Source organism: Gemmatimonadetes bacterium SCN 70-22 (assembly GCA_001724275.1).
Classification (GTDB): domain Bacteria; phylum Gemmatimonadota; class Gemmatimonadetes; order Gemmatimonadales; family Gemmatimonadaceae; genus SCN-70-22.
Genome location: MEDZ01000020.1, coordinates 17,681 through 44,652 on the forward strand (window position 1 = coordinate 17,681; position 26,972 = coordinate 44,652).

The 26,972-nt window shown below is 70.7% G+C and carries 25 protein-coding genes; 10 read left to right on the forward strand and 15 right to left on the reverse strand.

Annotated elements, in window-relative coordinates; translation table 11 throughout:
• Nucleotides 1–40: 40 nt before the first annotated feature.
• The 5 genes from ABS52_11110 to ABS52_11130 form a co-directional block, all read right to left on the reverse strand.
• On the reverse strand, nt 41–1,000 hold the full coding sequence (locus ABS52_11110) for an iron permease (protein ODT03036.1): 960 nt from the start codon (nt 998–1,000) through the stop codon (nt 41–43).
• Nucleotides 1,001–1,187: 187 nt separating this feature from the next.
• Nucleotides 1,188–4,436, reverse strand: a complete 3,249-nt coding sequence (locus tag ABS52_11115) for a hypothetical protein (GenBank protein ID ODT02984.1) — start codon at nt 4,434–4,436, stop codon at nt 1,188–1,190.
• A 7-nt stretch (nt 4,437–4,443) separates the two neighbouring features.
• Nucleotides 4,444–5,715, reverse strand: coding sequence for a hypothetical protein (locus tag ABS52_11120; GenBank protein ODT02985.1), 1,272 nt, complete (start codon nt 5,713–5,715; stop codon nt 4,444–4,446).
• Nucleotides 5,705–6,841 (reverse strand): hypothetical protein, encoded by a 1,137-nt coding sequence (locus ABS52_11125; GenBank protein ID ODT02986.1) that lies wholly within the window; start codon nt 6,839–6,841, stop codon nt 5,705–5,707. The genes ABS52_11120 and ABS52_11125 overlap by 11 nt, the downstream gene beginning before the upstream one ends.
• 445 nt (nt 6,842–7,286) lie before the next feature.
• Nucleotides 7,287–7,676: a hypothetical protein gene (locus ABS52_11130; GenBank protein ODT02987.1), complete on the reverse strand. Its 390-nt coding sequence runs from the start codon at nt 7,674–7,676 to the stop codon at nt 7,287–7,289.
• 273 nt (nt 7,677–7,949) lie between these two features.
• Between ABS52_11130 and ABS52_11135 the strand changes: the two genes are divergently transcribed.
• The 3 genes from ABS52_11135 (at nt 7,950) to ABS52_11145 (ending at nt 11,482) form a co-directional block, all read left to right on the forward strand.
• Complete coding sequence (locus tag ABS52_11135) at nt 7,950–8,321, forward strand: transcriptional regulator (protein ID ODT03037.1); 372 nt, start codon at nt 7,950–7,952, stop codon at nt 8,319–8,321.
• 276 nt (nt 8,322–8,597) lie between these two features.
• Nucleotides 8,598–10,550: an ATPase gene (locus tag ABS52_11140; protein ID ODT03038.1), complete on the forward strand. Its 1,953-nt coding sequence runs from the start codon at nt 8,598–8,600 to the stop codon at nt 10,548–10,550.
• A gap of 14 nt (nt 10,551–10,564) precedes the next feature.
• Nucleotides 10,565–11,482: a hypothetical protein gene (locus ABS52_11145; protein ODT02988.1), complete on the forward strand. Its 918-nt coding sequence runs from the start codon at nt 10,565–10,567 to the stop codon at nt 11,480–11,482.
• A gap of 406 nt (nt 11,483–11,888) precedes the next feature.
• Here ABS52_11145 and ABS52_11150 read toward each other — a convergent pair whose 3' ends face one another.
• Together ABS52_11150 and ABS52_11155 are read right to left on the reverse strand one after the other, a co-directional pair.
• Nucleotides 11,889–12,131, reverse strand: coding sequence for a hypothetical protein (locus ABS52_11150; GenBank protein ODT02989.1), 243 nt, complete (start codon nt 12,129–12,131; stop codon nt 11,889–11,891).
• The gene (locus tag ABS52_11155) at nt 12,070–12,411 is read right to left on the reverse strand and encodes a hypothetical protein (GenBank protein ODT02990.1); all 342 of its coding nucleotides are present in this window, start codon (nt 12,409–12,411) and stop codon (nt 12,070–12,072) included. The genes ABS52_11150 and ABS52_11155 overlap by 62 nt, the downstream gene beginning before the upstream one ends.
• 290 nt (nt 12,412–12,701) lie before the next feature.
• Here ABS52_11155 and ABS52_11160 point away from each other — a divergent pair, with 290 nt between their 5' ends.
• Both ABS52_11160 and ABS52_11165 read left to right on the forward strand, forming a co-directional pair.
• Nucleotides 12,702–13,028, forward strand: a complete 327-nt coding sequence (locus tag ABS52_11160; protein ODT02991.1) for a hypothetical protein — start codon at nt 12,702–12,704, stop codon at nt 13,026–13,028.
• 83 nt (nt 13,029–13,111) lie between these two features.
• Nucleotides 13,112–13,447: a hypothetical protein gene (locus ABS52_11165; protein ID ODT02992.1), complete on the forward strand. Its 336-nt coding sequence runs from the start codon at nt 13,112–13,114 to the stop codon at nt 13,445–13,447.
• 149 nt (nt 13,448–13,596) lie between these two features.
• On the opposite strand, the gene ABS52_11170 is transcribed toward ABS52_11165, so the two are convergent.
• Complete coding sequence (locus ABS52_11170; protein ODT02993.1) at nt 13,597–14,166, reverse strand: hypothetical protein; 570 nt, start codon at nt 14,164–14,166, stop codon at nt 13,597–13,599.
• 258 nt (nt 14,167–14,424) lie between these two features.
• Between ABS52_11170 and ABS52_11175 the strand changes: the two genes are divergently transcribed.
• A complete protein-coding gene (locus tag ABS52_11175; protein ID ODT02994.1) occupies nt 14,425–17,052 on the forward strand; it encodes a hypothetical protein in 2,628 nt (875 codons plus the stop codon).
• 297 nt (nt 17,053–17,349) lie between these two features.
• Here the strand turns inward: ABS52_11175 and ABS52_11180 are convergent, their stop codons facing one another.
• The 7 genes from ABS52_11180 to ABS52_11210 form a co-directional block, all read right to left on the reverse strand.
• A complete protein-coding gene (locus ABS52_11180) occupies nt 17,350–17,769 on the reverse strand; it encodes a hypothetical protein (GenBank protein ODT02995.1) in 420 nt (139 codons plus the stop codon).
• A gap of 8 nt (nt 17,770–17,777) precedes the next feature.
• Entirely contained in the window at nt 17,778–18,344 is a 567-nt protein-coding gene (locus ABS52_11185) for a hypothetical protein (protein ID ODT02996.1), read from the reverse strand.
• 151 nt (nt 18,345–18,495) lie between these two features.
• Entirely contained in the window at nt 18,496–19,689 is a 1,194-nt protein-coding gene (locus tag ABS52_11190; GenBank protein ODT02997.1) for a hypothetical protein, read from the reverse strand.
• On the reverse strand, nt 19,686–20,834 hold the full coding sequence (locus ABS52_11195) for a hypothetical protein (protein ID ODT03039.1): 1,149 nt from the start codon (nt 20,832–20,834) through the stop codon (nt 19,686–19,688). The genes ABS52_11190 and ABS52_11195 overlap by 4 nt, the downstream gene beginning before the upstream one ends.
• 556 nt (nt 20,835–21,390) lie before the next feature.
• On the reverse strand, nt 21,391–21,684 hold the full coding sequence (locus tag ABS52_11200; GenBank protein ODT02998.1) for a hypothetical protein: 294 nt from the start codon (nt 21,682–21,684) through the stop codon (nt 21,391–21,393).
• A 600-nt stretch (nt 21,685–22,284) separates the two neighbouring features.
• Nucleotides 22,285–22,827 carry a hypothetical protein gene (locus ABS52_11205; protein ODT02999.1) on the reverse strand — a complete coding sequence of 181 codons (543 nt, stop codon included), beginning with the start codon at nt 22,825–22,827 and terminating at the stop codon, nt 22,285–22,287.
• Nucleotides 22,824–23,267, reverse strand: a complete 444-nt coding sequence (locus ABS52_11210) for a hypothetical protein (protein ODT03000.1) — start codon at nt 23,265–23,267, stop codon at nt 22,824–22,826. Before ABS52_11210 ends, ABS52_11205 begins: the two co-directional genes overlap by 4 nt.
• A gap of 242 nt (nt 23,268–23,509) precedes the next feature.
• Between ABS52_11210 and ABS52_11215 the strand changes: the two genes are divergently transcribed.
• From ABS52_11215 to ABS52_11230, 4 genes are all read left to right on the forward strand, one after another.
• Nucleotides 23,510–23,791: a hypothetical protein gene (locus ABS52_11215; GenBank protein ODT03001.1), complete on the forward strand. Its 282-nt coding sequence runs from the start codon at nt 23,510–23,512 to the stop codon at nt 23,789–23,791.
• 104 nt (nt 23,792–23,895) lie between these two features.
• Nucleotides 23,896–24,507: a hypothetical protein gene (locus ABS52_11220; GenBank protein ODT03040.1), complete on the forward strand. Its 612-nt coding sequence runs from the start codon at nt 23,896–23,898 to the stop codon at nt 24,505–24,507.
• On the forward strand, nt 24,507–25,034 hold the full coding sequence (locus tag ABS52_11225) for a hypothetical protein (GenBank protein ID ODT03002.1): 528 nt from the start codon (nt 24,507–24,509) through the stop codon (nt 25,032–25,034). Before ABS52_11220 ends, ABS52_11225 begins: the two co-directional genes overlap by 1 nt.
• Nucleotides 25,035–25,058: 24 nt before the next feature.
• Nucleotides 25,059–26,936 (forward strand): hypothetical protein, encoded by a 1,878-nt coding sequence (locus tag ABS52_11230; GenBank protein ODT03003.1) that lies wholly within the window; start codon nt 25,059–25,061, stop codon nt 26,934–26,936.
• Nucleotides 26,937–26,972 lie beyond the last annotated feature (36 nt).

Here is a 26,972-nt window from a genome sequence, read left to right on the forward strand (position 1 = left end):
ACAAAGAGCCGTAGCTCGCCGCCGCGCGGTTCGGCGGCGACTACTTCGAGCGCTCTGAACGCCGCGTTCTGAGCAGTCGCAGCTCGACAGCGGCATAGGACAAGAGCACCAGCGCGCCTGCGACGGCCTGCGCCGTCACCGTCTCAACGTTCGGTGAGACGCCGAACCAGAGCCCCATCCAGCCCGGCAGCACCCGCTCGAGCGCCGGGATCGGGGTGGTCGACAGCCAGTGCGCGAGCTGCATCTCCTGCGCTTGCTCGCCCACCATCACGAGGAGCACGACGCCGAGCAGCAGCCCCGTGGCGATCAACATCTTCTTGTAGGGCAGCTTTCGATGGGCGAGGAAGGTGAGTACCGCGACGACCGCAGTCAGCCCCGTACCGAGCAGCACCCCGTACAGAACCGGCACGCCGCCGAGGCGAAGTCGGTAATGCTGCAGGAAGAGAACGACCTCGAAACCCTCGCGGTAGAAGGAGCTGAACCCGAGGAGCCCCATGCCCCAGAGGAGGCGTGCTCGAGACGTTTCGGGGTCACCTGCCGCTGTGAGCAGCCGTCGCTTGCGAGTCGTGTGCATCGAGATCCAGCCCGACCAGTAGACGCTGTGGAAGAACCAGTTCATCACCACGAGCAGTACCACGATGGCGACGAGCCCGGTGATCGCCTGGAGGTGCAGCGCCGAGACGTTGGTCAGGAGGCTGTCGAGGACTCGCACCGCCACCACCCAGGTGAGCAACGTGGCCATGATTCCCGCGCCCACGCCCACCGTGACGGGCCGGCGATAGCGCGTCTTCGACCCGACCATTCCGGCCGTCACGGCAGCCAGCACCAGAATGGATTCGAGCCCCTCACGGAAGACGAGAACGGCGATGTCGACGACCTTGGCAGAGGCGCTCGTCTCAAGGGCCGTCGGGTCGGGTAGGCCGCCCGACACGATCGCCTGCCAGACGATCACGCCCGCAACTGCGAGCGCAGCGCCGGTCACAAGTACGGCCCCGAGCAGCCGGCGACGTGCGAAGCCACGGCTCTCCGGCTCCGCGTGGCGCTGTTGGATGGGTGTGGGCACTGCGATGGGCGGTGGAGTGGTTATGTCACGTCGGTCAGCGACAGGTGGCCTCGAGGAGGCCGGAACGGGATGGTAGTCGGGAATTGCGGCGCAGCACGGCCGTGTTCATAGAGGGACCAAGCCGTCACACCGCCGAGTCGGCCGACCGCGTGGGCGAGGAAACTGGGACCAGGGACGGGGTACTGGCCGCCGTCCGTGCCGCACGGCGCAAGCGCCACCGCTCGACGGCACCGTAGAGCGTGGGCAGCACGAGCAGCGTGAGGAGCGTCGAGGTGACCAGCCCACCGATCACCACCGTCGCCAGCGGCCGCTGCACCTCAGCGCCGGTCCCGTGCGACAGCGCCACCGGGATGAAGCCGATCGACGCCACGAGAGCCGTCATCAGCACCGGGCGAAGGCGGGCGCGCGCCCCGTCCACGGCCGCGTCATCAACGCTCGAGCCCTCGGCGCGGAGCCGCTGCACCGTCGAGAGAAGAACGAGTCCGTTCAAGACCGCCACGCCAAAGAGCGCGATGAAGCCCACAGCGGCCGAGATGCTCAGGTGCAGCCCGCGCAGCAACAGGGCGAAGACGCCGCCCACCGCGGCGAACGGCAGGTTCACGAGGACGAGTCCCGCGAGCGGCCAGCTCCGGAGCGAGACGTAGAGCAGCAGCGCGATCAGCGCGATCGAGAGCGGCACCACGAACCTGAGCCGTCCCATCGCGCGCTGCTGGTTCTCGAACTGGCCACCGTACGTGAGGAACACCCCCGGGGGGAGGCGCACCTCCTTCGCGATCTGTGCCTGCACGTCCGCCACGTAGCCCCCAAGGTCACGGCCGCGGACGTTCGCCTGCACGATGACCAAGCGCTGCGCCCGCTCGCGGCTGATCTGCACCGGGCCGGGCTCCATGCGGATGTCGGCGAGCTCCGCCAACGCCACGCGAGCGCCCGACGGCGAAGGCACGGTGATGCTGCCGATACCCTCCGGCGTGTTGCGGTACTCGGGCGGCACGAGCACCGCGGCGTCGAGCGTGTACGTCCCCGCGCTCCCGTCGGTGATCGTCGCTACGGGTTCCCCGCCCACGGCGATGGCGAGCGCCTGTCGCACCTCTTCGACCGGGATGCCCTGGCGCGCCATCGCGTCGCGGTTCATGCGGACAGTGAGGTAGCCTTGGCCCGTCGTCGCCTCCACGAACACCTCGGCCGTGCCCGCGACCTTCCGGATCGCTGCCGCGACGCGCTCGGCCGTCTCGCGGTTCACGTCGGGGTCGTCGCCGAAGACCTTCACGGCGAGGTCGCTGCGCACGCCGGAGATGAGCTCGTCGAGCCGCATCTTCACGGGCTGCGTGAAGCCGAAGCCGACTCCCGGCACCTGCTCGTTGAGGTGGTGCTCGAGCTCCTCGATGATGTCCTGCTTGTCGAAGCCCCGGCGCCACTCGTCGCGCGGCTTGAGCATCACGAACACGTCGCTCTGGTTCGTGCCCATCGGGTCGCTCCCGACTTCGGCGCGCCCCATGCGACTGACGACGGTCGTGACCTCAGGCGTCTGCTTGACGACCCGCTCGATCTCGCGGTGCACGTCGCCCGCGTACGACAGCGAGATGCTGGGGTCCTTCGTCGCCTGGAGGAGGATCGAGCCCTCGTCGAGCTCCGGGAGGAACTCGGTGCCGAGCCGCGGCACGAGCAGCATGCTGGCGGCGAAGAGCGCGACCGCCGCGCCGACCACCACCGCCGGCCGCCGCATGGTCCCGCGCAGCAGCCGCGCGTACCGGTGGTCGAGCCAGTGCTCGAGGGCCACCGCGTACCGCGCCTCGCGGGCGCCGCCGCGGAAGAGCCACGTGGCCGCCGCCGGCACCGCCACGAGCGCGAGGAGCAGGCTGCCGAAGAGCGCGACGGCGACGGTGATCGCCATCGGCCGGAACATGCGCCCTTCGAGCCCCTCGAGCGTCATGATCGGCACGTAGACGAGCATGATGATGAGCACGCCGAAGACGATCGGGCGGCCCACCTCGCGCGCCGCCGCGACGATGCGCGCCGTGGATTCCTCACGCGAGAGTACGCGGGGCATCGCCGGTGCGGCCTCGGCGTCCGCGCTCTCGTGTGGGTGCGCCTCGTGCACCGGGTCGGGGTGCAGCTTGCGGATGAAGTTCTCCGCCATCACGACAGCCCCGTCGACGATCATCCCGAAGTCGATGGCGCCGAGGCTCATGAGGTTGGCGGACAGGCCGAGCCAGCGCATGCCCACGAAGGCGAACAGCAGCGACAGCGGAATCGTGGCGGCGACGAGGAGCGCTGCGCGGACGTTGCCGAGGAAGAGCAGCAGCACCGCGATGACGAGGAAGCCGCCCTCGAGCAGGTTGCGCTCGACCGTGGTGAGCGTGCCCTCGACGAGGTCCGTCTGGTCGTAGTACGGCGCCAGGACCAGTCCCGGCGGGAGCGAGTGATTGATCGCCGCGACGCGCTCGCGCACGCGCCGCACGACGTCGCGGCTGTTCGCGCCGCGCAGCATCATCACGATGCCGCTCATCACCTCGCCCCGCGCGTCCCGCGACACTGCGCCCTGCCGCAGCTCGGGGCCGTAGCGCACGTCGGCCACGTCGCCGACGAGCACGGGCACGCCGCCGCGCGAGCGAATCACGGAGCGGCGAATGTCGTCGAGGCTCGCCGCCTGCCCGAGCCCGCGGAGGATGTACTGCTCCGTCTCGTGCTCGACGTACGCCCCGGCCGGTACCTGGCTGTTCGCCTCGACGGCTTCGACGACGTCGCCGATCGAGAGGCCGTAGCTCGCAAGCTTGTCGGGCGACACGACGACCTGCGCCTGGCGCACGAAGCCGCCGAACGTGTTGATTTCGACGACGCCGGGGACGCCTCGCAGCTGCGGCCGCACGACTCGGTCGTGCAGCGTCCGGAGCGCCATGAGGGCGCTGTCGCTGTGCGCGGCGGCGCCGTGGAGGGTGTCCTCGAGGGTGTAGAGGTATATCTCGCTCGTCGCACCCGCCATCGGGCCGAGCGTAGCCTCCGCGCCTTTCGGCAGCTGATCGCGGATCGACTGCAGCCGCTCGTTCACCAGGGTGCGCGCGAAGTAGATGTCGGTGCCGTCCTCGAAGACGACCGTGACCTGCGAGAAGCCGTACTTCGAGATGGAGCGGACCTCCTCGACGTGGGCCACGCCGTTCACGGCCACCTCGATCGGGAAGGTCACGAGGCGTTCCACCTCGATCGGCGAGAGGCCGGGCGCCTCCGCGAGCACGGCCACCTGCACGTTCGTCAGATCGGGGAACGCATCGACGCGGAGCGTGCGAAATGCCCACACGCCGCCGGCGACCAGCGCGAGCACCCCCAGGACGACGAGAACGCGGGCACGCACGGCCCACGCGACGAGCATGTCGATCATGGCAGTCTCAGTCCACGTCCTTGAGCGACGCCTTGGCGAGCTCGGACTTGAGGGTGAAGGCCCCGCGTACCACCAAACGGTCGTCTGCACCGAGCCCGCTCACCACGGCGACGCGCCCACCCGCGGGCCCCGCGCCGGCCAGCCCTGGGGCGAGCTCCACGGCCCGCCGCTCATAGGTGCGGGGGCCCACTTCGACGAACACGTACCGATCGGGCCCGTCGGTCACGATCGCGCTCGAAGGGACGGTGAGCGACTGCACGGTCGTGGCCCCACCACCCCGAAGCTGCACCGTGGCGAACATCCCGGGCTTGAGCGACCTTCCCGTATTCGCCACCGAGATGAGCGCCTTCGCGGTGCGGCGCTCGGGATCGAGCACGTCGCTCACGCGCGTGACGCGGCCCACGAAGGGCGCCTGCGGAGCGCCGGCCGCGAGGATCGAGGCGCCCTGGCCAACGTGCACCGCGGGGAGCGCGCGCTCCGGCACGTCGGCGGCGACGTTGACGACGGAGAGGTCGGCGATCTTGTAGAGTGGTGTCCCCGCCTCGACCGCCTGGCCCGCGAGCGCGCTCGCCTCCACGATGCTCCCGGCGAACGGCGCCGGGATCCGAAGCAGCGCCTCGGGGACCCCGCCCGACTCGAGCCGTCTGATGGCGGTCTCGCTCGCGCCCAGCAGCACGAGGCGGCGCCGGGCCGCGTCGAGCAGGGCCTGCGCGCCCTCGGCGTCCGCGGTGCCACGGAGCAGCACGAGGCGCCGCTGCGCCTGCAAGACATCGTTCTGCGCCGTCGCGTACGCGGGGCTCTGCACGAGTGCTACGACCTGCCCCGCACCCACCCGGTCGCCCGGCACCGCGAGCAGGCGCTCGAGTCGTCCGCCGGTCCGCGGCGACACGTAGGCGACGCGGGCGGGGTCGAACTCCACCTGCCCCGGCACCTGGAGCCCGCCGCCGGCGGCGCTCAGGGCCTCCGACCGCGGAGCCTCGACGAGGATGCCCGCCGTGCGGAACGCGACCTCGCCGAGCGTCACTCGCGCGGCGCTCTCCTTCGCCCCTTCACCCGCCTTGGCATCGCCGGCCTCCCGCTTCTCGCCGGTCTCGGCTCCGACGGTCGCTGCGACCGCCGCACCTGCGCTCTTGGTCTCCTCGTGCCGTGTGGTGGGCTTCTCCTCGTTCCTCCCCGAGCACGCGGTGGCGAGGATGAGGGCAACGGCGAGGACGACGGCGGGTCGGCAGCGCGGCCGGCTGATGGGCTCGGGCATCGGGGCGTGGGTGTCAGCGATCATCGGCGACCCGGCCAGCGCCGGACTCCGTCGTGAAGGTGGCGGTAGCGGCGGACGAGGGCGCGCCGGACAGGAGATCAGCCAGGGCCGAGAGCGCGTCGAGAGACGCGCGCGTGCGCTCGATCTCGGCGCGTGAGAGCGCCCGCTCGAAGTCGAGAAGGTCGAGCAGGGAGATGTCCGACGTGCGATACGCGGCGAGCGCGCTCTCGCGCTCCTCGCGCGCCGCACGCAGAAGCGTGGCGTCGAATGAGGCCGCGCGACGACGCGCCGCTTCGTAGCGCGCACGGGCCGCTGCGAGCGCAGAGCGAACGCTGAGCGCCGCGGCCTGGCGCGCGGTGCTCGCGACGACGGTCTGTTGGTCCGCGGCGGCAAGGGCCGCGCGATTGGCGCCGCTGGCGGTGAAGGGCAGGGTGACGCCCAGCGACAGAACGGGCCCGATCCCGGGCCCGGTGTCGCCCTCTGGGCCGATGCGCTGCACGCCCGCTGACGCGGAGAACGCAGGACGCTGCTGCGTCAGCAGGAGTCGGCGCTGGGCCGCAGCCTGCGCGACCCGTGCGTCCGCGAGCCGTACGTCGGCCGCGGTGGCGATGAGCGCCTCGATCGACGGCGCCTCGGGCAGTCGCGATGCGACGGTCAGCAGGGCGCCGAGGCCCGCTGCGCTGCTGCCAAGGGAATCGACCGCGGACGTCGCGACGCGAACCGCTGCGGAGTCGCCACCGGCGAGACCCACGAGCGTGATCGCGGCCGTCTCGATCTCGGTCTCGGCCGTCGCGCGGTCGCTCTGCACGCGGAGTCGCTCCGTCCGCAGCCGGAGGACGTCGATGTACCGCGCCTCGCCGACGGTGAAGCGCGCACGCACCGACGCCTCGGCAGACGCGAGTAGCGAGTCCTGTGCTGCCAGGCGCCGGACGATCGCACGCCAGCCGGCGGCGGCGTAGAGCGCGCGCGCCACCTCGGCGAGCGTCCGCCGCTCGCTGGCCGCGAGCGCGACTCGCGCCGTCTGTACCTCCGCCTCCCCGACCGCTCGCTCGCCGCGCCGACGGGCCGCGGAGAGGAAGTCCCGCGAGACCTCCAGGCGCGTGTTGCCGCGGTCGAGACGGCCGCTTCGCGCTCCCTCCGCCTCCAGCATGAGTGCGGCTTGTGGCGAGAAGCCAAGCGCATCTCGCCGCGCCTCCGCCGCGACGACCTCGGCCCGGCGGAGGGCGAGCTCCGGAGATGCCGCGAGGACCGCCGTGCGTAAGGATGCTGGGAGCAGAAAGGCGAGCAACGAGTCTGCGGCGCCAGTGGGCGCCGCAGGCACCGGGGTAGACGGTGTCGCCGGTGCTTGAGCCGAGGCAGACTGGCTGACCAACGTCAGGAGCGCCGCGAGAGCGGCGGAGGAGGGGAGTCGCATGTACGTGTGCGGGAGGCCAAGAGCGGAGCAGCGTTGGACCGGACGACCCGCCGACGCGTCGGGCGGACGGCGGTCTTGTTCCCCGGACGTGCGGGTCCGCTCGCGACATGCGCGTGCGGACCGGCTGGCTCAGGACGCCGACGCTCGAGGCGCCGATCATCGGCCGAGTCCCGGGGGGCGATCAGCCCGCGACCGCGACCGGCGGGCGGAGCTCGCGCTCGAGAGTGGGACTCGGCGGGATGATGCCGTCCACTCCGACGGGGCGCGTCGTGGTCGTGCCGACGACGCAAAGGGCCAACGTTGGCGGGCACGTCAGCGCGACGGCATGGGTGCACGAGCACGGCGCGTGGCTCGACGCCGGAGCCGGTCCGGGCGGATTCGGCACGCGCGCCGGAACGGCCTCACGGGAGACGCGGTTCACGGCGACGGTTCCGGCCGGGTGCCTCTGCGTCGCGGGAGCCACTGCCTCTGTCCTCGCGTGCGCGGCCGCGCCGATCGCGACACTAGCCCCCTCTACCGCCGGCTCGGCGCACGCGACGCCCATCACCATCAGGAGCATCATGGCCACCATTCGCCGGCTCGCGCGGAGCCGGTGCAAGGGGGACTGGACGCCTGTGAGGGTCGAGGGACGGGTCACGGGATCGCGAGGAAGCGCGGGCACGGTTGCGTCGGCGCCGCGGCATTGGTACGATACCTGAACACCTGCTCAGGTAATCAGGAACGTACGATGCCGCCCTCGACTCCGCAATCCCGCCGCTCCGCCAAGCCCCACGCCCGTCCCGGCCGCGCCGACGCCGCGGTGCCCTCGCGGCCGGGACGACGGTCGACTTCGCTGTCGAAGCCGATCGCCGACCGCTCGGACCTCTGCGAGGTGCAGGTCGTCGACGCCGACAAGATCGCTCGTGCGCGCACGTCGCTACCGATTCCAGGGACGCTCACGGCGCTCTCGGAGATACTGCGGGCCCTCGGCGACCCGACGCGGCTGCAGATCGTGTGCGCGCTCGCGACCGAAGGCGTCGACGAGCTCTGCGTCTGCGACCTCGCGACGCTCGTCGGCGTGTCCGACTCAGCGGTCTCGCACTCGCTACGCACGCTCCGCCAGCTCGGCGTCGTGCGGTACCGCAAGGCAGGAAAGATCGCCTATTACACGCTCGACGACGCGCACGTCGGTGAGATGGTGCGCGAGGGGATCCGCCACCTCGAGAACGACCGCTAGCAATCGCCAGGTGCTGCGAGCGGTGGATCGAACCAGATCAGGAGGACGGTCGTGAACGATGCGCGGGGTACTGGTATCGAGGAACGGATCGGGACGCCGGCCGCCGGGGACGAGGAGACGCTCGACGTCCGCGTCGCGAACCTCGACTGCGAAAACGACGCGGCGAAGATCCAGCGCGCGCTGCGTGAGGTGCCGGGCGTCACCGACCTCACGGTGTACCCGAAGGCGGCGCGCGTAGCGGTCCGCTTCCAGGCAGATGCTGCCTCCGCCGACGCGCTGAAAGACCGGCTTCGCGAGCTCGGGTTCCCACCGCAGGCGGCGGCCACGCTCCCCCAGGCCCCGCGCCCCTGGAAGAATCCGAAGGTCCTCACCTCCGCCGTGTCGGGGATTCTGCTCCTCGTCGGCTGGCTGCTCTCGCGCGGCGGCGCGGCCGAGGGCGTGACCACGACGGTCTTCGTCGCCTCGCTCCTGATCGGCGGCTACTACTTCGCACGCGAGGCCCTCGAGGAACTCTTCGGCGAGGGCGAGATCGGCATCGAGCTGCTCATGACGGTGGCCGCCGTGGTCGCGACGATCATGGGCGAGCCGATGGAGGGCGCGATGCTCGCCTTCCTCTACTCGATGTCGGAGGCGGCCGAGGGGTACACCGGCGAGAAGACGCGGGCGGCGGTGAAGGCGCTGATGGACCTCGCGCCCAAGACGGCGCTCGTGCGGCGCGACGGGCGGGAGGTCGAGCTCCCCGTGGAGGAGGTGCGCGTCGACGACGTCTTCATCGTGCGGCCCGGACAGTCGATGCCCACCGACGGCGAGGTGATCGTCGGCGCGTCCAGCGTGAACCAGGCCCCGGTGACGGGGGAGAGCGTCCCGGTGGAAAAGTCGGTCGGCGACGCGGTGTTCGCCGGCACCATCAACGGCGAGGGCTCGCTCGAGGTGCGTGCGACGAAGGCGTTCGCAGAGAACACCATCGCGCGCATCATCCACATGGTCGAAGACGCGCAGGAGCGGAAGGGGAACAGCGAGCGGTTCATCGAACGCGTCGGCAAGCGGTACAGCCCGGCGGTGCTCGCCCTCGGCGTGCTCATGGCGGTCCTCCCGCCGCTCCTCACCGACGCGGCGTGGCGCGAGTGGATCACTCGCGCGACGGTCTTCATCGTCGCGGCCGCGCCGTGCGCCCTCGTCATCTCCATTCCCATCACGCTCGTCGCCGCCCTCGGCACAGGCGCGCGGAAGGGGGTGCTCATCAAGGGCGGCGTCTTCGTCGAGGAGCTCGCGAAGATCCGGGTGGTCGCGCTCGACAAGACCGGCACGATCACCCACGGCGAGCCCGAGGTCACGGACCTCGTCGCGCTCCCCGGCGCGCCCGTCCCGGCCGAGCACGCGCTCGCGGCCGCAGCGGGGGTCGAGTCGCGGAGCCAGCACCCGCTTGCCCGCGCGGTGCTTCGGCACGCCGAGTCGCGCGGCGTCGCGCCCGCCGCGATCACGGACTTCCGCTCGATCACCGGCGCCGGGGCGGCGGCGCGCGTCGAGGGCGGGACCTCCGGCGAGGTGTTCGTCGGGAGCCCCACGCTCTTCGAGCGCGAGCTGGGTATCGCGCTGGACGGTGCGTCGGCGGACGTGTCCCGTTTTCAGGGCGAAGGGAAGACGGTCATCGTCGTCGGCGACGCGCGGGCCGCCTGGGCGCTGCTCGCGATTCGGGACAACGTGCGCCCCAATGCAGCCGCGGCAATCCGCGCGCTGCACGAGAGCGGCGTGCGTACCGTGGCAATGCTCACGGGCGACAACGCGCGCACCGCGGAGGCAATCGCTCGCGAGGTGGGAATCGACACCGTGCACGCCGACCTCAAGCCTGAGGACAAGGCGCGTATCGTCCGCGAGCTCGCGGCACGGGACGGCCACGTCGCGATGGTCGGCGACGGCGTGAACGACGCGCCGGCACTGGCCGAGGCGAGCGTCGGTGTGGCCATGGGGGCGGCGGGCACCGATGTCGCCCTTGAGACCGCCGACGTGGCTCTCATGGCGGATGACCTGGAGAAGCTCGTCTACGCGCTCCGGCTCGCGCAGCGCAACCAGCGGGTGGTGCACCAGAACCTCGCGCTCTCGGTCGTCGTCATCGGCGTGCTCGTGGTCGGCGCGGTCCTCGGCAAGTTCACGCTACCGGTCGCCGTGATCGCGCACGAGGTGTCCGAGTTCATCGTGATCGCGAGCGGACTCCGCATGCTGCGTGGCTAGGAGGCGTCGGCGTCGTGCTCCCCTACTTCGAGCAGCCGCAGGTTCACCTGGGACCCGTGACGATCGCCGCCTTCGGCGTCATCGTCGCGGCGTCCGTGATGTTCGGCCTGTCGGCAGGGAGCCGCCGCTTCCGGGCCCTCGGGCTCGATGCTGGGCTCGCGGAGGGGTTCGCCTGGTGGGTGGTGGTGGGCGGCTTCCTCGGAGCGCACTTGCTCTCGGTGCTGTTCTACTTCCCGGAGAAGGTGGCGGCGAACCCGCTGCTCCTCTTCAAGCTCTGGGAGGACATCAGCTCGTTCGGCGGCATCGTCGGGGGGTCGCTCGCTATCTGGCTCTTCCTGGGGCGTCGCGGGGCGCACCTCGACGCCTCGACCCGATGGGCGTTCGTCGACGTGGCCGCTTACGTCTTCCCGATCTCCCTCATGATCGGGCGCATCGCGTGCGCGGTTGCCCACGACCATCCTGGCACAGTGACGCGCTTCCCTCTCGCTGTGAGCCTCGAACGGCCCGAGGCGCGCGCCCATATCACGAGCGCCTATACGAACGCGGGCCGCGCCGCCGACCTGCCGCCCGCCAACGTGCTCGCCGGGCTCGGCTTCCACGACCTTGGCTGGTATGAGTTCCTCTACCTCGCCGGGGTGGTGGTGCCGGTGGTGCTCTTCCTCGCGCGGCGGGAGCGGCGCCGCGGCGTGCACCACCCGGGCACCTTTCTGGTCGCGTTCATCGCGCTCTACATGCCGGCCCGCTTCGCGCTCGACGTCCTGCGCGTGAGCGACGTGCGCTACGCGGGGCTCACCCCGGCGCAGTGGGCTGCGCTCGCGGCGCTGGCGGCGCTTCCGGTGGTCCTGCGGCGGGTGCGCGCGCTGCCGCCTCGCCCATACGCTCCACGCGAGTCGGGTCGCGACGCGACCAGCTCCGGGGGCGCGGCTGCGTGAGCACGCGGCTCGAGAGCGAGGCGTGGGGCAACGACGTTCGCACTGCTCCTGGCGCGACTCCCCCTCGGGTGACAAGGGAACAACTCCGCGGTGGCGCTCGGCGCTCGCCAGCGCGAGAGCGCTAGCCGGTGTGGGGGAACACCGGCTTCGGGGCGCGCTTGAACTCCGTCGCGCGGGCGCGCGCGGGCACACGCTCGGAGACGCGGGCCTCGACCTCCAGCGCGCCTCGGTCTCCGGCGAGAGCTCGGGCGAACAGTTGGAGACGTGGAGCACGGGGTCGGCGTCGCGCTAGGTGAAGCCCAGCTCTCCCTCGTCCGTCTGCTCGGCCCAAGGTCCACTGACGGGGGCTTCTCGATCACTTCGCGCGGCACGCCGAGCGCGCCGGCGAGCTGCACGACCTCGGCCCTCAGGTGTTGCCGAGGAGCTCCAGGTCGGATCCCTCGTCCCCGCCGATGGTGAAGTAGCCGAGGGAGTGCTCCGTCGTGTTCTCGGTGCCGAGGACGAGGCCACTGAGGCGGGTCGCGAAGTAGCGGAGCTGGACGGCGCGCATGCGCGGCTTGATATTCGCCAGCGCGAGCCGCAGCCGCTCATCGTCCGGTGCGCGGCGCAGGTCGTCCGCGAGGCCACTCGTCTCCGCCTCCGCGTCCACGTGGGCGCGAAGTCGAGCGCGCGGCAGTCGACAACGGGAGCAGCGCGACGACGAGCCGGGCGTGGTCTCCATCGAAATCGGCGAAGACCGAGGTCTTCTTCCCCTCGCACTCTTGGCCGTCGATCACGTTCATCTCCAGCGTCTTCTGTCCGCCATCGTAGGCGTCGACGCGGAACACAGGGACGTCCACGAAGATGTAGCGCTGGCCGAGGTTGTGCGCCACCCATCGGGAGCGCTCGAGGTTCGCCGCGATCTGGACGAGGCGGTAGTCGGCCGGCACCTTTGAGGGCCTGGACCGTCTGGTCGCCGAGCACGCTGTCCACGACAATGCCGTGGTGTGCCTGGAACCGGGCCACCGCGCCGGTCGGGTGGTGGGGCTCGTCAACGCGCTGCTCGATGCGCCAGACGAGAGCCCCGTGGCCGTCGTGCACCAGTGGGCCACCTCTGCAGCGAGCGTGGGGGGCGGGACGTCGTCGGACGCGACGGCAGCCGCCCAGCTCGAGCGAGTGAGCCCCGGACCTGGAGCGCTCCATGCCGAATGCGTTCGGGAGCCTGGTACGGAAACGTCGGATGGAACTCCGCCTCAGCCTGCGCGAGTGCGCAGCGCGCGCCACGATGGATCCGGGGAACCTGAGCAAGATCGAGCGCGGGCGTGCCGCGCCGCCGCAGGATGCCGACGTGCTGGCCCGGCTGGTCGACGCTTTGGGACTGACGGGTTCCCCGGGCGCACAGCGGCTGCTCGACGTGGCGGCGACCTCGAACGGACGGATCCCGCAGGACATCGTGAGGAATGACGACGTGCTGTCCGCGCTGCCGCTGCTGCTCCGGGCGGTCAACGACAAGCTGCGCGACGGTGCACGCGCAGAGGCCCTCATCGAGCTAATCAGGAATGCCTGACGATCCACTGATGGCGGGGCGGCCCGTGGTGTGAAAGGCAGCGGCTCTGAACTCGTGACGTGACCGCCCGATCCCGCTTGCCCATGCGACCCAAGCCCCGCCTCTGGCTTCGCCTGCCGCACACCGTCTACGATGCGCGGAGCCTCGCCGCCTACCTGCGAGAGTACGCCGACACCTGCAGCGGCAGGCCGGAGGACTGGCCACAGTTGATGCTTCGCGAGGCGGCCGGGCTTCTCGATGGGTGCCAACCTGCCGACGCGGACTGCATGCGGAGGGTCGTGGCGGCGCTCGATGCACTGGCCACGACGGCACCGGATGATCCCGCGTGGGGTGAACGCCGGTACTGGGACTCCGTCGCGCACGCCGTGGACCGAGTGGCAGACGCGGTCGGTCTTCTGCGGAACCGACGGGACCCGTAGCAACCGGGGGCGGAGGATGGCCACCATCCGCTACGGCTCAGGCTTCGTGTCGCCGTAATGCTCGGCAGAGTCAGGCGTCAGTACCCGAGCCCGTGAGCAGATCCGGCTGAACCACATCGGACCGCTGTGGAAATGGCCATGCGCTCCGACTACGCAGAGTCGACGAGCTCCGCGATCCGCTCCGACCAGCGGCCGGAAGCGACGAGCTCGCGCCGGTGAAACCCCAAGAGCGACGCCCGGGTGGCGATGGTCAGCCCATGGTCTACCCGGTGGATGGCGGCGAGCCCCGACGCCTCGGCGCTTGGCGGGGGATGCGCGAGCGGCGATGCGCCGGCCGTGGCGTCGCGGGAGCGCTCATCAGCGTAGCGACGCAGGTGACGCCAGATGGCCTCGCGGAGCAGATGATACTCACCGAACAAGAGCTCCTCGGAATGCCCTTGCTCGCGACGTGATGCGCCGTGCTGTACCGCACGGTCGACGAGCTCGCGCCAGGCCGCGGCGTCGCCGCTCGCGGGCGACACCGCCGCGAAGAGTCCCGTCAGGAGTTCGGGAAGGCTGTCGAGTAGGACGGCGTCAGGGAGCGCGAGCCGCGGCTCCTCGAGCCGAAGCTGTCGCCACTCCGCGAGGATCGACGGGATGTCGTTCGTGAGGCGGGAATAGGGATCGGTCATGCGGTGCGGAAACGCACGCCGCGCGCCAGCCTCGGCCGTGTCGGACATCCCCTGACGCCGTGAGCGGTTTCGCATCGTGAAGTCCCGGGCGCGCCTCCGGCGAATGGCCCATGCCGAATCCCGGGTCGCCGCGGGGCCGGCGGGCGATCGGCGGTGGGGCGAGGTGGGGCGTGTGGTTGCCCTCGGAGCGCACGACCCGGCCTTGGCGGCTCTCGGGGCGGCGTTTGGGGCAGGGCTGCAGCGCAGACTATGGTGGAGGATCGCCCCGCTTCCAGCGGAAATCCTCCCCAGAGTCGGTGCAGTCGCATGTTGGCCGTCGCGCAGTCGCAGGTCGCCCCCCTTGGCGAACCGGAGATTCAGGGTCGCCCCGAGTTCCTCCACAGCCCGCCTTCCGAACCGGGCGGGACCGCAAATGGGGTGGGTCGCAGGCCGCCATCCGAGCATTGGTGCGAGGCCGCGGAGGTGGCCCTCCGCTTCGCATGCACCCGCCGCCAGGCGATGGTGCGCGGCGAGGCCATCGGGGAGTGCTGGGAGGAGGCCCTGGGGGAGTCTGTCCCCGACGCTCTCGGGCGGAGTCCGAAATGGAGCCACGTGCTGCGGCCCGCTGTCGACGCGGGTCGGGTTCGCTCGTTCAAGCACCCTGAGCGCTCGATCTACTTCTTCGCGCCGGCGGACCTCCCGCAGCTGCAGCCGCCGCTGGGGCGCGGGCGACCCCGCAAGCGCGCGACCCTTGACCGCTGTTCGCTCGCTGAGCGAGCGCTGGCCGTCGCGCTGCGGCGCGCGGGCGGACAGCTCGTGCGGAGTCTCGACATCACCAGTGCGTGGGAGGAGGCGACGGGCGCCCCGCTCGGAGCGGGCGAGCACTTGCACTGGCCGCTCGTGTTCGGCCCTGCCGTCGAGGCGGGTCGCGTGCGCATCGAGCGGCGGGGCAGGCAGAACTTCTATGGCCTCGGAGAGGCGGGGGACTACGGCGCCGAGGGCGCTGACCGGCCCCATGGCTCGCCGGTGCTGGTGCTTCGGGGCCTGGCCGCCGTAGCGGAGGCGCTGAGCCGGGCGGTCGCACGGCACCGCAGCCCGGTGACCCCGGCGACGGTGAAGGAGGAGGTGGCGCTGCACGCGGACCTGGACGCGACGCCGACGGAGGTGAGCGTGTATCTCACCACATTGGCCCGGTCGGAGCGCGCTGTACGCGTTCACCTGAACGGCAACCGCCGGCTGGTCTACTACACCACGCAAGACGGGCCCAGGCGCGTGATGCGGAACCAGCTCCGCGGCCACGACCGGATGTTCGTGATCGTGGAGCAGCTCTGGCGTGAGGCTGAGGGCCGCCCCTTCTCGGCGACGGCACTCAAGCGCTTTGCCAAGGGGAGGCTGAACCCGGCACCGTCGTCGGACAAGTGGTCGACGGCGCTCCAGTATTGGATGAACCAGGGGCTGCTGGTGGCCGCCGAGGGCGAGGAGCGCTTCCGCCGGGCGCGGTACGCCGTCGCCGCGGACTGGAACGCCCTGACGCCGGCGGTACGGGCGGAGCGGCTCTCCGACGTCCATGGCCGGGACACCCGGGTGTCAGACGAAGCGGAGCGATTCCCCGGCGGTGCGCTCGCCAGCGCGCCGCTGGTGGACGTGGCCTTTCTGAGCATGACCAAGGACGTCCAGGCGCTCATCGGGCTGGCCCGGGTCCGACGTAGTGAGGCCGAGGGCGACGTGGCGCGCCGCGCGGTGCTCGACCAGCGGCCCGTCCGGGTCAAGGACATCTGGGACGCCGGGGAACTGCGGGCGGGGCTTCGTCCGCGCAGCCAGGCCACGCTCCGCGACGTGCTGCATGGCGGCTCCTGCCGGACGCCCAAGCGCTTCGCGCCGTACGGCGTCGCCGACGGCACCGCCTGGTACACCGTGGAGCCGAGCGCGCCCGCCTGGCGCTTCATCCAGCACCGGCAAGCTCTGGAGGAGGCCCGGCGAGCCATGCTCCCGTACCTCTTCCATCAGCTGCGGCGCGCCCTGCTTGCGGCCCCGGGACAGGAGCTGACGCTGTCCCCGGCAATGCTCGAGTCGCGCGCTCGGGCGTTCACGACGCACGCCCAGGCACACCTCCATGCGGTGCGTGCGACGCGTCTCGCCGCTCCGCTGCTCGAGGAGGAGCAGGCGGCGAGCCTGGCCCGGGAGCTCGAGGTAGAACGGATGATCGCCTGGGTCAGTAACTTCCTGCCGGCGGCCTCCTGCGGCCCGTGCCCGGTCCCGGGCCCTGCGGCACTGCATCGGCCGCACGACTTGGTCACCAGAACCCAGGCGGTCGCGGAGTTGAGTGGCCTCCACGGCGTGGAGCCCAAGCGGTCCGCGAGCATGGTGTCACGCTTCAAGAACATCAGGATGATGTTCCTGCCCCCCGCCGCGCTGGAGACGCGTGTCGACGGGCTCGCGCCGGACTATGACCCGGCGGCGACCGACCACCGTAGCGCGTGGCAGCTGATGCTGGAGCGCGTCGACGTGGCCCGCGCCGCCATCTGCTGGTGGGGGACCGGGCACCTGGCGGTCCTGGCGTCGCGCGGAGGGTACGCCTTGGGAGAGCTGCGGGAGGAGGAACCCTTCACCGCCAGCCTGGGCAACCCGGATCTCGTGTCCTCGCATCTGGCGGCCGCGTGCGCGCTGGCCATGTTGGACACCCCGGTGGCCCGAGAGGCGCTGGTCGGCTACCTGACCCGCGGGATCGAGGGGGGACCGGCACGCGGGGTGAGTCACGCAGCACTTGCCGCGGCGGCGATAGGGCTGGCGCCGCGGCCGTTCGGGGGGCTGGCCAAGAGCCTGGCCCAGGAGGAGCGGGAAGCACTTCGGGGGGCGGAGGCGCACGCTCGGGCGGAGGCGGCAAGGCATGCGGCGGGGCTCGTGCTGCGAGCGTGGGGTGGCGGGTGGGCAGGGAGGAGGCGGTTGGCGCTGTAGAGCGGGCCCCCGCCGAGGGATCCCGGTAGTCGAGCCGCGTGTGGTCACGCCGGGCGCAGTGATCCTGCGCGTGTGAAGTCTTTCTGGCTATTGTCCTTGTCGGCAGCATGACAAGATGGCGGGGCGGCAAAGTGGCCGCTCCCGCCATTGCTTCGCGACAGCGCGCGCTTGTGCTGAGCGGCGCCGGATGCGCAGTTCTTGAGGCACTTGGTTAGCCCACGGTCCGCGGGAATGAACGCGTCGTGTGCCACAGCGACGCGACCCGCCTTCCAGAGCCCCCGTGTCTCCGAGAAGGCGTCAGCGGTGCTGACCCAGATGTTGGAACTGGATGAACTTCGCCTTGGTGCCACGGACGGCGTTGAGGCGCTTCAGGAGGTCGGCCGGGCCAAAGAGCACGAAGTCAGTGCTCTGCGCGTTGAACCCCTGCAGCACGAGCACGCAGTAGTCGGCGGGCCACGCCAGCAGCTCCTCTCGGTTGAAGGTCCACCATCCGCATGCGCGGAGCTTGGATCGGAAGCCCGGGGGCATGTGCGTGACGAGGAAGTCCTTCGAGAACTTCACCTGCAACGACAGGGTGCGCCGGGCGGCGCGGTCCGTCACGAGCAGGCCCACCTCCGTGTCCTTCCCGGGGAGCCAGATCGCCAGGTCCGGGTAGTGCTGTTCGAGGTACGAGCCGACGAGGTACTCGCCAGCGTGGAGCGTGAAGATGGGGCGCACGCGCCAACCTACGCGCTCTGCCGCGCGCGATTCATTCGACCCCGGCGTGGCAGCGGACCTCCCTGCTGCCACGCGAGGAGCTTCCATTCTGCACGGCACACGAGTCGACCGAGTCGGCGTCGCGCCTCGTGCACGGCAGCCGCGTGGCATCGCCCCACGCGGACCCCGCTGCGGCAGGGGCACCGGCGCTTGTTGGCGTGTCGCCGCTTCAACGATGCCAGCCGCAGGAACTCCTCGGCGTTCGTGCCAGGCGGCAGACGAAAGAGTCGACGGACATCGTCCTCGAGTCCCGCTGCACCGTGGGCGAGTTCGCCGAACGGCATCCGGTCGAAGCGTACGAAGTAAGCGTGGCTGTAGAGGTACGGCACGACGACGCGGTCGATGAACCCACCGATCGTCGGTTCCTCCTCGATCGCGAACCGGAGGGCGATTGGGGACCCAAGACAGAGGGTGGTGTCCGGGTTCCGGTGGAACGTCGGGGGCACGCGGCCCTTCGTCTCGAAGACCCGCGGGAGCGCGCGGGGGAAGCCGCGGGGCACCTCGATCTTCACCGCGTAGTGCTCGTCGATGACCACATCGTCCGGCCCGACGCGGTGACACCGTAGATCGCCCTCGATCACGACGTCCGACGACGCAGATGGAGTCAGGGACAGTCCGGGCTGGCGGGACAGCGCCTCCGCTAGCTGCCATGCGACGGGGATAGCGGAGCCGCCGCTGCGCATGCGGCTAGTACGTCGAACGGTCCCGAGGAGTGCTCTGCCACGGCCGCGGCGCGCCGTCGATACGCGCAGGTGCGGCCGCGGCGACGATCGCGGGCGCTGCCGCGGCGGATGCCGCACGGTTCGTGAGTCGACGCTGCTGATCCTCCGACAGCCTGATGGCAAAGCGCCGCTGCACCAGGTCCGGGCTCAACGCCTGCTGCGAGAAGTAGCGCACGTCCGTCCGCACCTGCTCGACCCACCGCCAGAAGTTGTCCTCGAGTGCCGGCTGCAGCCGCCACTTGTCCGCGTAGTCCTCCGCGGGGTGCGTCGGGTTCGGGACGCGGGGGACCGAAGCCCGCACGTACTGCCCCATGCGCTCGACGATCCCGGCAAGCGCCTGGCCGAGGTCCTGCTCCCCCTCGTACGCCTGGGCGGCCAGGTTCGTGATGATCATGGAGATCGGCGCTAACGATGGCGCGTTCTGGAACATCACGTCGCGGTGGCGCTTCAGGATCTGGACGGCCCGCTGGAGGGGCGTGCGCCACTCGTACGGGGGCACCTCCTCGACCGACGCCTGCGCGCTCCGGCCCGTCGCCCCAGCGCGTCCCAGCGCGGCCCGGGCTTCGAACCACCGGGCGAAGCCGCTCGGGTTGCTCGTCAGCCACTCGGCCCCAACAACGTTGTACTGCGGGTGACGGTCGTCGGTGATGGCGACCGCGCGCAGCGCCCAGCGCTCATCGACGCCGAGGCGTCGGAGCTGGAGCACGGCAGCCTCCGCCGCGGGCACGCTGGGCAGCGAGTCGAGGTGGAACGCGACCTCGTCACGGTACTTGAGCCGCCAGCACCGATGCTTCTCGTCGAGCGCCTGCATCCCGTGGGCGCGAGCGTAGGCGGCGAGCTCCACGCCGAGGCGGCGCTTCAACTCGAACTGGGAGAGGTCCTGCGTACCGAGGCGCCTCAGCGTCACCACTTGGTCCAGATCGTAGGTCGCCCCTTCCACCAACGGCTTGATCACCGTCCCGAACCGGAAGGACCCCTGCGGGCGGACGCTGGGCTCGTAGCGCGCGAGAGACGACTCGGGGCGGCAGAGCCACTCGCCCAGCGACGTGTGACGGTCCGTCGCCCGCTCGTACAGCGAGGGCGCGACGTCGAGTTCGTCGGCGAGGGTGGTCCACAGCGGCGTACTGCTGGGCGACGGCGTCAGGGCGGCGGCGGTCATGGACTGGGCTCCGCGTTGAGGGTGAACGCGGGGACGAAACCTCCGCGCGACTGCTGCTCGTCGTACACGACCCAAGGCGCGTCGGCTTTGGGCATACGTGCGCGCCCGAGCTCAATGGCCAGCGACACCGGCAACGCGGGGAACACGTGGATGGGCGTCGTGTGACCGTGCTGCGCCTTCATCCGGTCGAGGACCGTCCTCATCTCCCTCCGAAAGGCGCTCAGCATCCCGCGGGCCTTCACGAGGTCGTTGTGGGGCTCGGCGACTGTGATGGTCCACACAGCCGCATCGTCACCAAGGACTCTCGCGATGCGGTCGCGCGTGACCGTGGCGCTGACCGCCAGGACTAGAGCGGGAGTGCTGCCTGAACGTGCGGGCCTGGAAACCTCGAAGGCCACCGCAGCCCCCTCTGCTGGCCATGCCCATCCTGGCGGTTCACGGTGACGCTGGAACGTGTCGGCCGGCGTGATGTCCCCGAGCAGGACCCCCAGGTGGATGAGCAGGGGCTGCGGCGCGAGGGCGAACACCGACAGGTGCGAGATGTCGCCTCGCTCGATCGGCGTCCGCACCTGACGCTCGAACTGATATTCGAGTTCACGGCGCTGCTCCGACCAGAACGCGTCATCATGGTCCCGTTGCGAGCCGCCGCGCGTGCCGAGCTCGATGAGCGTCGCAGAGGCGGGCAGCCGGGTCGGGAACAGCGCCGCCGCGGCGTCATCGAAGCTGGGCAGCGCCTGGTGCGCGCCGATGAACGTGCCGTAGGTCAGCACGTGGCTCGACAGGTTCGGGGCGATGCCGGTCGCGATTTCGATGCGCTGCTCGTGCCGGCGCTTCATCTCCATGAGCACGGCGGCCGTGTACCGCTCCGGCCCGTCGCCCTTGTCGATGTTGACGTGGCAGTCGTGGCAGACGAGAAGCAGGTTCTCGACGTCGTTGAGCAGCTTCGCCGGCCAGGCGCTATCGGCTCGCGGTCCACCACGGCTGAACGCGTAGATGTGCGCCTTCTCCGCGATGTTGCGCGTCGCCTGCGTCGCCGGGACCCGCGACAGGATGCGGTTGCAGTTGTCGAACTGGCAGCGGCCTGCGGCCCGGCCCCACAGCAGATTCTGCACTGCCGGGCGGAGGTCGCGAGTCAGAACCTGGATGACGTCCTTCGCCCGCGCCCGCCCAGAGCGGGCAGCCGTTCCCCTCTTTCGCGTATCGCCTGGCTCGGGCCGTCGCGGTGTGGTTGGCATAGGGTGCCGGGTGTCATCGGGCCTAGCCGACTTGGCGTTGCGGGCGGCCAGGAGGGCGAAGAAACCCCGTAGGAAGTCTACCACGTGCACGTGCTTCGGAGCAAGTCGCTGGAGCCGAGACGGGGCCGGCGTGTGACCGCGGGCCAGTGGTTATTCCGTACGCCCGCGGGCCGCCGGCGCGGGGCCTGTGCCTTGTTCGGCTACGGTCGGGGCCATGTGGCATTCTCGGCGGAGATGCTACACGGCCCCGGCACTGCGTACGTGGCTAGGCAAGTTTCGTCGTTGAGGTTCCCGCGGTTGCGTGTCCGCGCCAGCGCTCGGGGATCCGTCGGCATCGACTGCCGTAGCGTGGAGCGGGCAAGGCGCTCCGGGACTGTCCGGCAGGCGATACGCGGGCGCGACATCGGCCGGAACACGGCCGCGAAGAACGCAGGCACCCCCCCGCCAGGGCCGCCGCCCGCAAGAGTTACCCGGATGGTCGGTCCCGGCCCCTCAGCAATGTCCGGAACCGGATGCCCCAGCGCGAGCGCTCGGCGAGCCGGAGTTTGGACAGCGCGTGCGCCAAGCTCGCGTACCGTGGTGCGGACGGATGGGTGATGATGTTCCCGGTCTGGGTGCCGCCCACGAAGCCCTCGGGCGACGTGACCGTGACGCGGTCGCCGATGTGCTCGACCGTCGCGGGTTCGGCGACTTGACAGTCACCGTGTACAATGCCGTTCCCAATCGCGTCGCGGAGGGCGCGTTGCGGGTTGGCCCGCACCTGCGCGGGGGCGAAGCTCTAGCCGTCTGGCGCTCGCGCCCGTTCCCACGAGACGGTTCCCAGCTTGCGCAGCGATCTTGACGGCCGCAAGCTGCACTAGCAACGCGCACGCGATTGCTAGCTGGGTCGCCACCATCGGCGCTAGAGTGGCCTCTCACAGCGCCCTTCAGAGGCTGCGGTCCGCGTGACTGGTGTGCTGCGCCAGCGAAGCGACCTGTCCTCCCGAGGACACGTACCCCTCAGCAAGCGGCGTTGCTTACGCAGATGTAGCGCCGATACCTCCTTCTCGCCGTGGACCGCGTAAAGGCGCTTCTGGAGGTCCGCCGAGGGGAGCGCCGCTCAACCACGCTTCGGCCAGCAGAGCTGCTGTCGGTCGTGGTAGATGGTGCACGCAGGTATTATACTCCTGCTGCCTGACGTGTATGCGGTTCGCCGCTGCGACGCGAAGTCGCGGTTAAGATGCGCGGGCTGTCCTGGGTCGAGGTGTACGGTCCTTTCGGCTGTGCCGGGAGTCACCGCCGGCGACTGCGAGGGGTCGGCTCTCGGGGGCTTCGAGCTACCGCGACGGGGTCGCCACGGACCCAGCGGTCCGTTAGTCCGCTACCGCGAGAGCTCCTGCGATAACCCGCGGAGCAGGCCGAGCTCCATCAAGCGGATCGTCAGTGCCTGTACGCTCACCTGATAACGCTGCGCGAGCCGCTTGACTGCCGCCTCGTCGAACATGTCGACCGTCCGGTTGTGCAGGTCGTCGCGCAGGAAGTCCTCCGGCATGAGGAGCGCGGCAGCGAACGCGTTCGCCTCGACCTCAATCGGGGCGGACCCCCGCTCCTCCTCGCCCCGGAAGTGCACCATCATCCCGTCGACGTAGACAGTCGGGTGTGTCGGGTGCAGACGCGCATGGGCAAGTTCGTGCGCCACGGTGAACCGCTGACGGTTCGCATGGTGCCGGGCGTTCACCCCGATGATGGTTTCCTGCCCTGTTTGAACCAGCATGCCGGAGATCTTGTCCTCCAGCTCCTGGAAGACGACGCGGATCCCCTGGTCCTGCGCCAACGCGAGCACGTCGACGGGCGGCTGCTGCACGCCATGCTCCTCGAGCACGAGGCTCGCGAGCTTCTGGGCCTTCTGAATGTCCGCCATCACTCTTCTCCGGTTCCTCGAGGGGATCGAGGGGATGCACGGCCACGGCGCCGGGCTGGTGGGCGAGCCGCTGGGGCGCGCGCTGGCTCGTGGTGCTGCGTCAGGAGCGTACCGAGAAACTGAACGACGTCCGGTGGGAGCTGACTGCTCTCGCCTGCGATGTTGACCAGCTTCGGCACGTCGCGCGACGCATCGACCAAGGCGACGAGCTCCGCGTGCGTCGGGAGGAGCGCTGCCATGTCGACGTCGAGCGCCTCGGCAAGTCCCAGGAGAACGTGCACGGGGGCATGTTGCTGCCCACGCTCGATGTTGGCAATAGACGACCGGGAGATGCCGACGTCGCCCGCGAGCTCGTCCTGGGTCTTCTTGAGCGTCTCCCGCCGCTGCCGGACGCGGGCCCCCATCTCCAGGTAGAGCCGCCGGATCAGCGAATCGTCGATCATGTGAAAAATTTCACGTAGTGCGGCATGGGCGTCAATGGCACCGGGCTCGAGAGCCCAGTAGAGTGATGTTTGTATTATAAACGATAGTCGTCATTCGCGCTATGGCCTTTCTGTTGACATACTCCGAAACATCCGATAGGTTGCAGGCAGCGGCAGGAGCGGACGCGGCCGAGCTGCTGTCATTGCGACCAATCACCGGGTGACCGCGACAGGCGACAGCCATATCAGCGAGGGTCAGCACCATGAGCAACGAGCACAGCAAGGGAGGCGCCGAGAAGACGCGCTTCACCATCGTCGTCAACGGGACACCGACCGAGCTCGAGCAGAACGTCAACAGTCCGCTCCGCGCGGTGATCGAGCGCGCGCTGGGGGAGACGGGCAACGTCGGCCAGCCCCCCGAGAACTGGGAGCTCCGTGACGAGCAGGGGGTGCTGCTCGAGCCCGACCGCAAGATCGGCTCGTACGGCTTCGCGGGTGCTGTCACGCTCTTCCTGAGCCTCAAGGCCGGCGTGGGGGGCTGCTGACCGTGGACGAGCGGGAGCCGGCGGTGCGGCAAGAAACGCAGCACAACGGGACGGGCGAGGCGACGGAGCCGAGGCGGGACGCCCCGGGGAGCACGGCGAGCGCCGTGCCCCGGGGTGAGGTGCTCGTGGACCCGACCGTCTCGCGCGCGAAATTCTCCCGGGACCTGGACCAGTGCCGGCGGCTCGGTGGCGACTTGCGCCGGCGTGGCTGGTGGATCCTGGATGCTGAGTTCCCCGACGTGCTCGTCGCATTCGTCGCCCCTCAGCTCCGCCCGCGCCCGGTGATGTTCGGCGCCGTCATCAACTTCGACAACTACGACCTCTGGGCGCCAAGCGTCCGGATCGTGGACCCCTTCACGAGCAAGCCGCTCCTCTCGCGCGAGATCCCACCGCACCTGGCGTTCATGCGCCGCGTGCCGGGTCCGGGCCAGGTCGAGATCCCCGGCCTCGGGTTCGTGCAGGCGCAGGGACTCGAGCAGCCGCTCCTGATCACGCATGGCCCGGATGAGCTGCCGTTTCTGTGCCTGCCGGGAGTCCGCGAGTATCACGAACACCCGGCGCACACCGGCGATGACTGGCTCCTCCATCGGGACCGAGGCGAGGGGACCCTCTACTTCCTGCTGGAGAAGCTCGCCCGGTACGGGCTCGAGCCCATTCAGCAGTACCAGTTCGGCCTGCAGATCGTGGGCTACGCGCGCGGGGAGGCGCCGGTGTGATGAGCATTGCGCCGAACCATCCGCAGGCAGGCACCGCCAGCGGCTTCCTCGACGTCGAGGGGCTCCTGGTGCCGCGCCGCCTCGCTGACGCTGCGCAGCACCACCTGCGCATGGTCGGCCGGCAGGGCAACGAGGGCTTCGCGCTCTGGATCGGCCGCCGCGCGGGCCGCGTCTTTCACGTCGACGAGACGCTGATCCCCGAGCAGCGCGGACTCCAGTTCAACACCGGTGTGTGCGTGACGGTCGGGAGTGAGGAGCTCTTCCGTATCAACAAGTACCTCTACACCACCGGGCGCCAGCTCGTCGCGCAGCTCCACAGCCACCCTTCCGACGCGTATCACAGCGAGACCGACGACAGCTTCCCCATCGCCACGACCGCGGGCGCGTTCAGCCTGGTGATCCCGGACTTCGCCGTCCGGCCGTTCTCGCTCGACGAGTGTGCCGTGTACCGTCTGGTGCCCGGCGATGGCTGGCTCGAGTTCCCCGCGCCGGCGGTGCGCCGCGTCATCCGCCTCACCAACGACTGACCGCCACCGCTGACAGAGTCACCCATGGCGCTCGCTCCCTTCTTCGACAAGGCCGCCCTCGCCGCCGCCGCGGTGCTCCAGGGGTTCGACCGCGAGCGCTTCGCGGCCGCGCTCGACACGCAGCCCATCGTGGTGGCCTTCGACGACATGGCCGCCCGCTCGACCGAGGGCCGCACCACGCTCACGCTCGCCGTGAACCTGGCGGCGCGGCTCTACCCGACCCTCGCGCTCGTCGCGCACGGTACGGACGCGGAGGCGCTCCTGCCCGAGCTCGTGGCCATCGCGTGCGCCGTGAACCCACACATTGCGCTCACCGCCGGAGGGGCAGCCACGTGCGACTCCGCCGAACCGGACGCGGTGGTGCTGGTCGTCGGTGAGACCGCTGCGCGGGCCTTCGGCTTCGCCGACACCGCGACCACCGTCTACATCGGCTCGCGCGGCTGGGAGGCCCGCGTCTCGACCTCGCGCCCGGTCGGGAGCGGCACCACGACGCTCCCATTCGGTGCGGCGGCGGCGGCCTGCCTCGGCGCCGCGAACCTGTTCCGCCATGTCTTCCGTGCGCAGCTGTCGAACGCAGGACTCGACGACGCGCTCGCGTTCTCGACGCTCTCCCTCAAGACGCGGCTGGGTAGCGAGGTGGCCGGGCACGAGATCCTCGATGCCGACGCGCGGGTCACGCTCGCCGACGTGGACCTCGGCGAAGTCGTGCTCGTCGGCGCTGGCGCCGTCGGACAGGGTGCCCTCTGGACGCTCGCGCGGCTGCCGGGGATCCGGGGTACGCTGCACGTCGTCGACGGGGAGGCCATCGACGCCTCCAACCCACAGCGCTACGTCCTCGCGACCTCGGCTGACGAGGACACCAAGAAGGTGGCGCTCGCCGTGGAGCTGATGCGCACCGCGCCCGATCCGGTCGCCCCGGGTGCCAGTGACGGATCCGTGGTCCGCCGCGTGCCGCCGACGGAGCGCGCCACCTTCACCGTCGTGCCGCACGACGTCCGCTGGGGACAGTTCCTCGCCGCGCGCCCCACGCCCTGGCGGCTCGCGCGCGTGCTCGTCGCGCTCGACTCCGCGCGCGACCGCGTCGCGGTGCAGGCCGCGCTCCCGCAGTGGATCGCCAATGCGTGGACGCAGCCCGGTGATCTCGGCCTCTCGCGCCACACAGGGTTCAGCCAGACGGCCTGCCTCGCCTGCCTCTACATGCCGACGAGTGCGAGCGCAGCCAATGAGGACGTTCTGGTCGCGGAGGCAGTTGGGCTCGCGGGGCAGCACATGCTCGTGCGACACCTGCTGGCGACCGGCGCGCCGGTCGAGGATGACGTGATCGCCCAGATGGCGGCGGGGCTCGGTGTGTCAGTCGAGCCGCTCCGCGCCTTCCGTGGGCGCCCGCTGCGCGCCTTCTACTCCGAGGCGGTCTGCGGGGGCGTCGTGCTCCGCTTGCAGAGCGAACAGCGTCGGCTCGACGCCCAGCAGGAGCTGGAGGGCGTCGGGCCGACCACTGGCCAACCTCGGGACCGCGCAGCGATGGTGCCGATGGCGTTCCAGTCGGTTCTCGCCGGCGTGCTCCTCGGGGCGGCGACCGTGGCGGAGGCGGCAGGCATCCCCGCCCCGGAGGCGGGCCAGAAGGCGGTGCTCAACCTGCTCCGGCCCGTCACGGCCCGGCTCCTGGTGCCGGTGGCGCGCCACGGGTCCGGCAAGTGCCTCTGTCAGGACGTGGACTATCAGGCGGCCTTCGACGCGCAGTGGAACCTACAGCCGGCGGCAGCGCCGGCCCCGCGCACGGGCGCCAGTGCTGACGCCAGCGTCCTGGTGGCGGACGCGGTGCCCGTGAGCGCGTCCAGCGACGCCCCCGGCGACGCAGCGGCCGAGACGATCCGGAACGATCTCGATGCGGTGGCCCGATGAGCGACGCAGCCAAGGCGGCGACGGCGGCGTCGCCCG

What these genes read in the sequence shown, in the direction of transcription:
- ABS52_11190 (ODT02997.1), bottom strand. Translation starts at nt 19,689, where the DNA reads ATGACCGCCGCCGCCCTGACGCCGTCGCCCAGCAGTACGCCGCTGTGG.
- ABS52_11120 (ODT02985.1), bottom strand. Translation starts at nt 5,715, where the DNA reads ATGATCGCTGACACCCACGCCCCGATGCCCGAGCCCATCAGCCGGCCG.
- ABS52_11225 (ODT03002.1), top strand. Translation starts at nt 24,507, where the DNA reads ATGAGCATTGCGCCGAACCATCCGCAGGCAGGCACCGCCAGCGGCTTC.
- ABS52_11175 (ODT02994.1), top strand. Translation starts at nt 14,425, where the DNA reads ATGTTGGCCGTCGCGCAGTCGCAGGTCGCCCCCCTTGGCGAACCGGAG.
- ABS52_11160 (ODT02991.1), top strand. Translation starts at nt 12,702, where the DNA reads ATGGAACTCCGCCTCAGCCTGCGCGAGTGCGCAGCGCGCGCCACGATG.
- ABS52_11215 (ODT03001.1), top strand. Translation starts at nt 23,510, where the DNA reads ATGAGCAACGAGCACAGCAAGGGAGGCGCCGAGAAGACGCGCTTCACC.
- ABS52_11130 (ODT02987.1), bottom strand. Translation starts at nt 7,676, where the DNA reads ATGGTGGCCATGATGCTCCTGATGGTGATGGGCGTCGCGTGCGCCGAG.
- ABS52_11230 (ODT03003.1), top strand. Translation starts at nt 25,059, where the DNA reads ATGGCGCTCGCTCCCTTCTTCGACAAGGCCGCCCTCGCCGCCGCCGCG.
- ABS52_11125 (ODT02986.1), bottom strand. Translation starts at nt 6,841, where the DNA reads ATGCTGGAGGCGGAGGGAGCGCGAAGCGGCCGTCTCGACCGCGGCAAC.
- ABS52_11165 (ODT02992.1), top strand. Translation starts at nt 13,112, where the DNA reads ATGCGACCCAAGCCCCGCCTCTGGCTTCGCCTGCCGCACACCGTCTAC.
- ABS52_11170 (ODT02993.1), bottom strand. Translation starts at nt 14,166, where the DNA reads ATGTCCGACACGGCCGAGGCTGGCGCGCGGCGTGCGTTTCCGCACCGC.
- ABS52_11210 (ODT03000.1), bottom strand. Translation starts at nt 23,267, where the DNA reads ATGATCGACGATTCGCTGATCCGGCGGCTCTACCTGGAGATGGGGGCC.
- ABS52_11115 (ODT02984.1), bottom strand. Translation starts at nt 4,436, where the DNA reads ATGATCGACATGCTCGTCGCGTGGGCCGTGCGTGCCCGCGTTCTCGTC.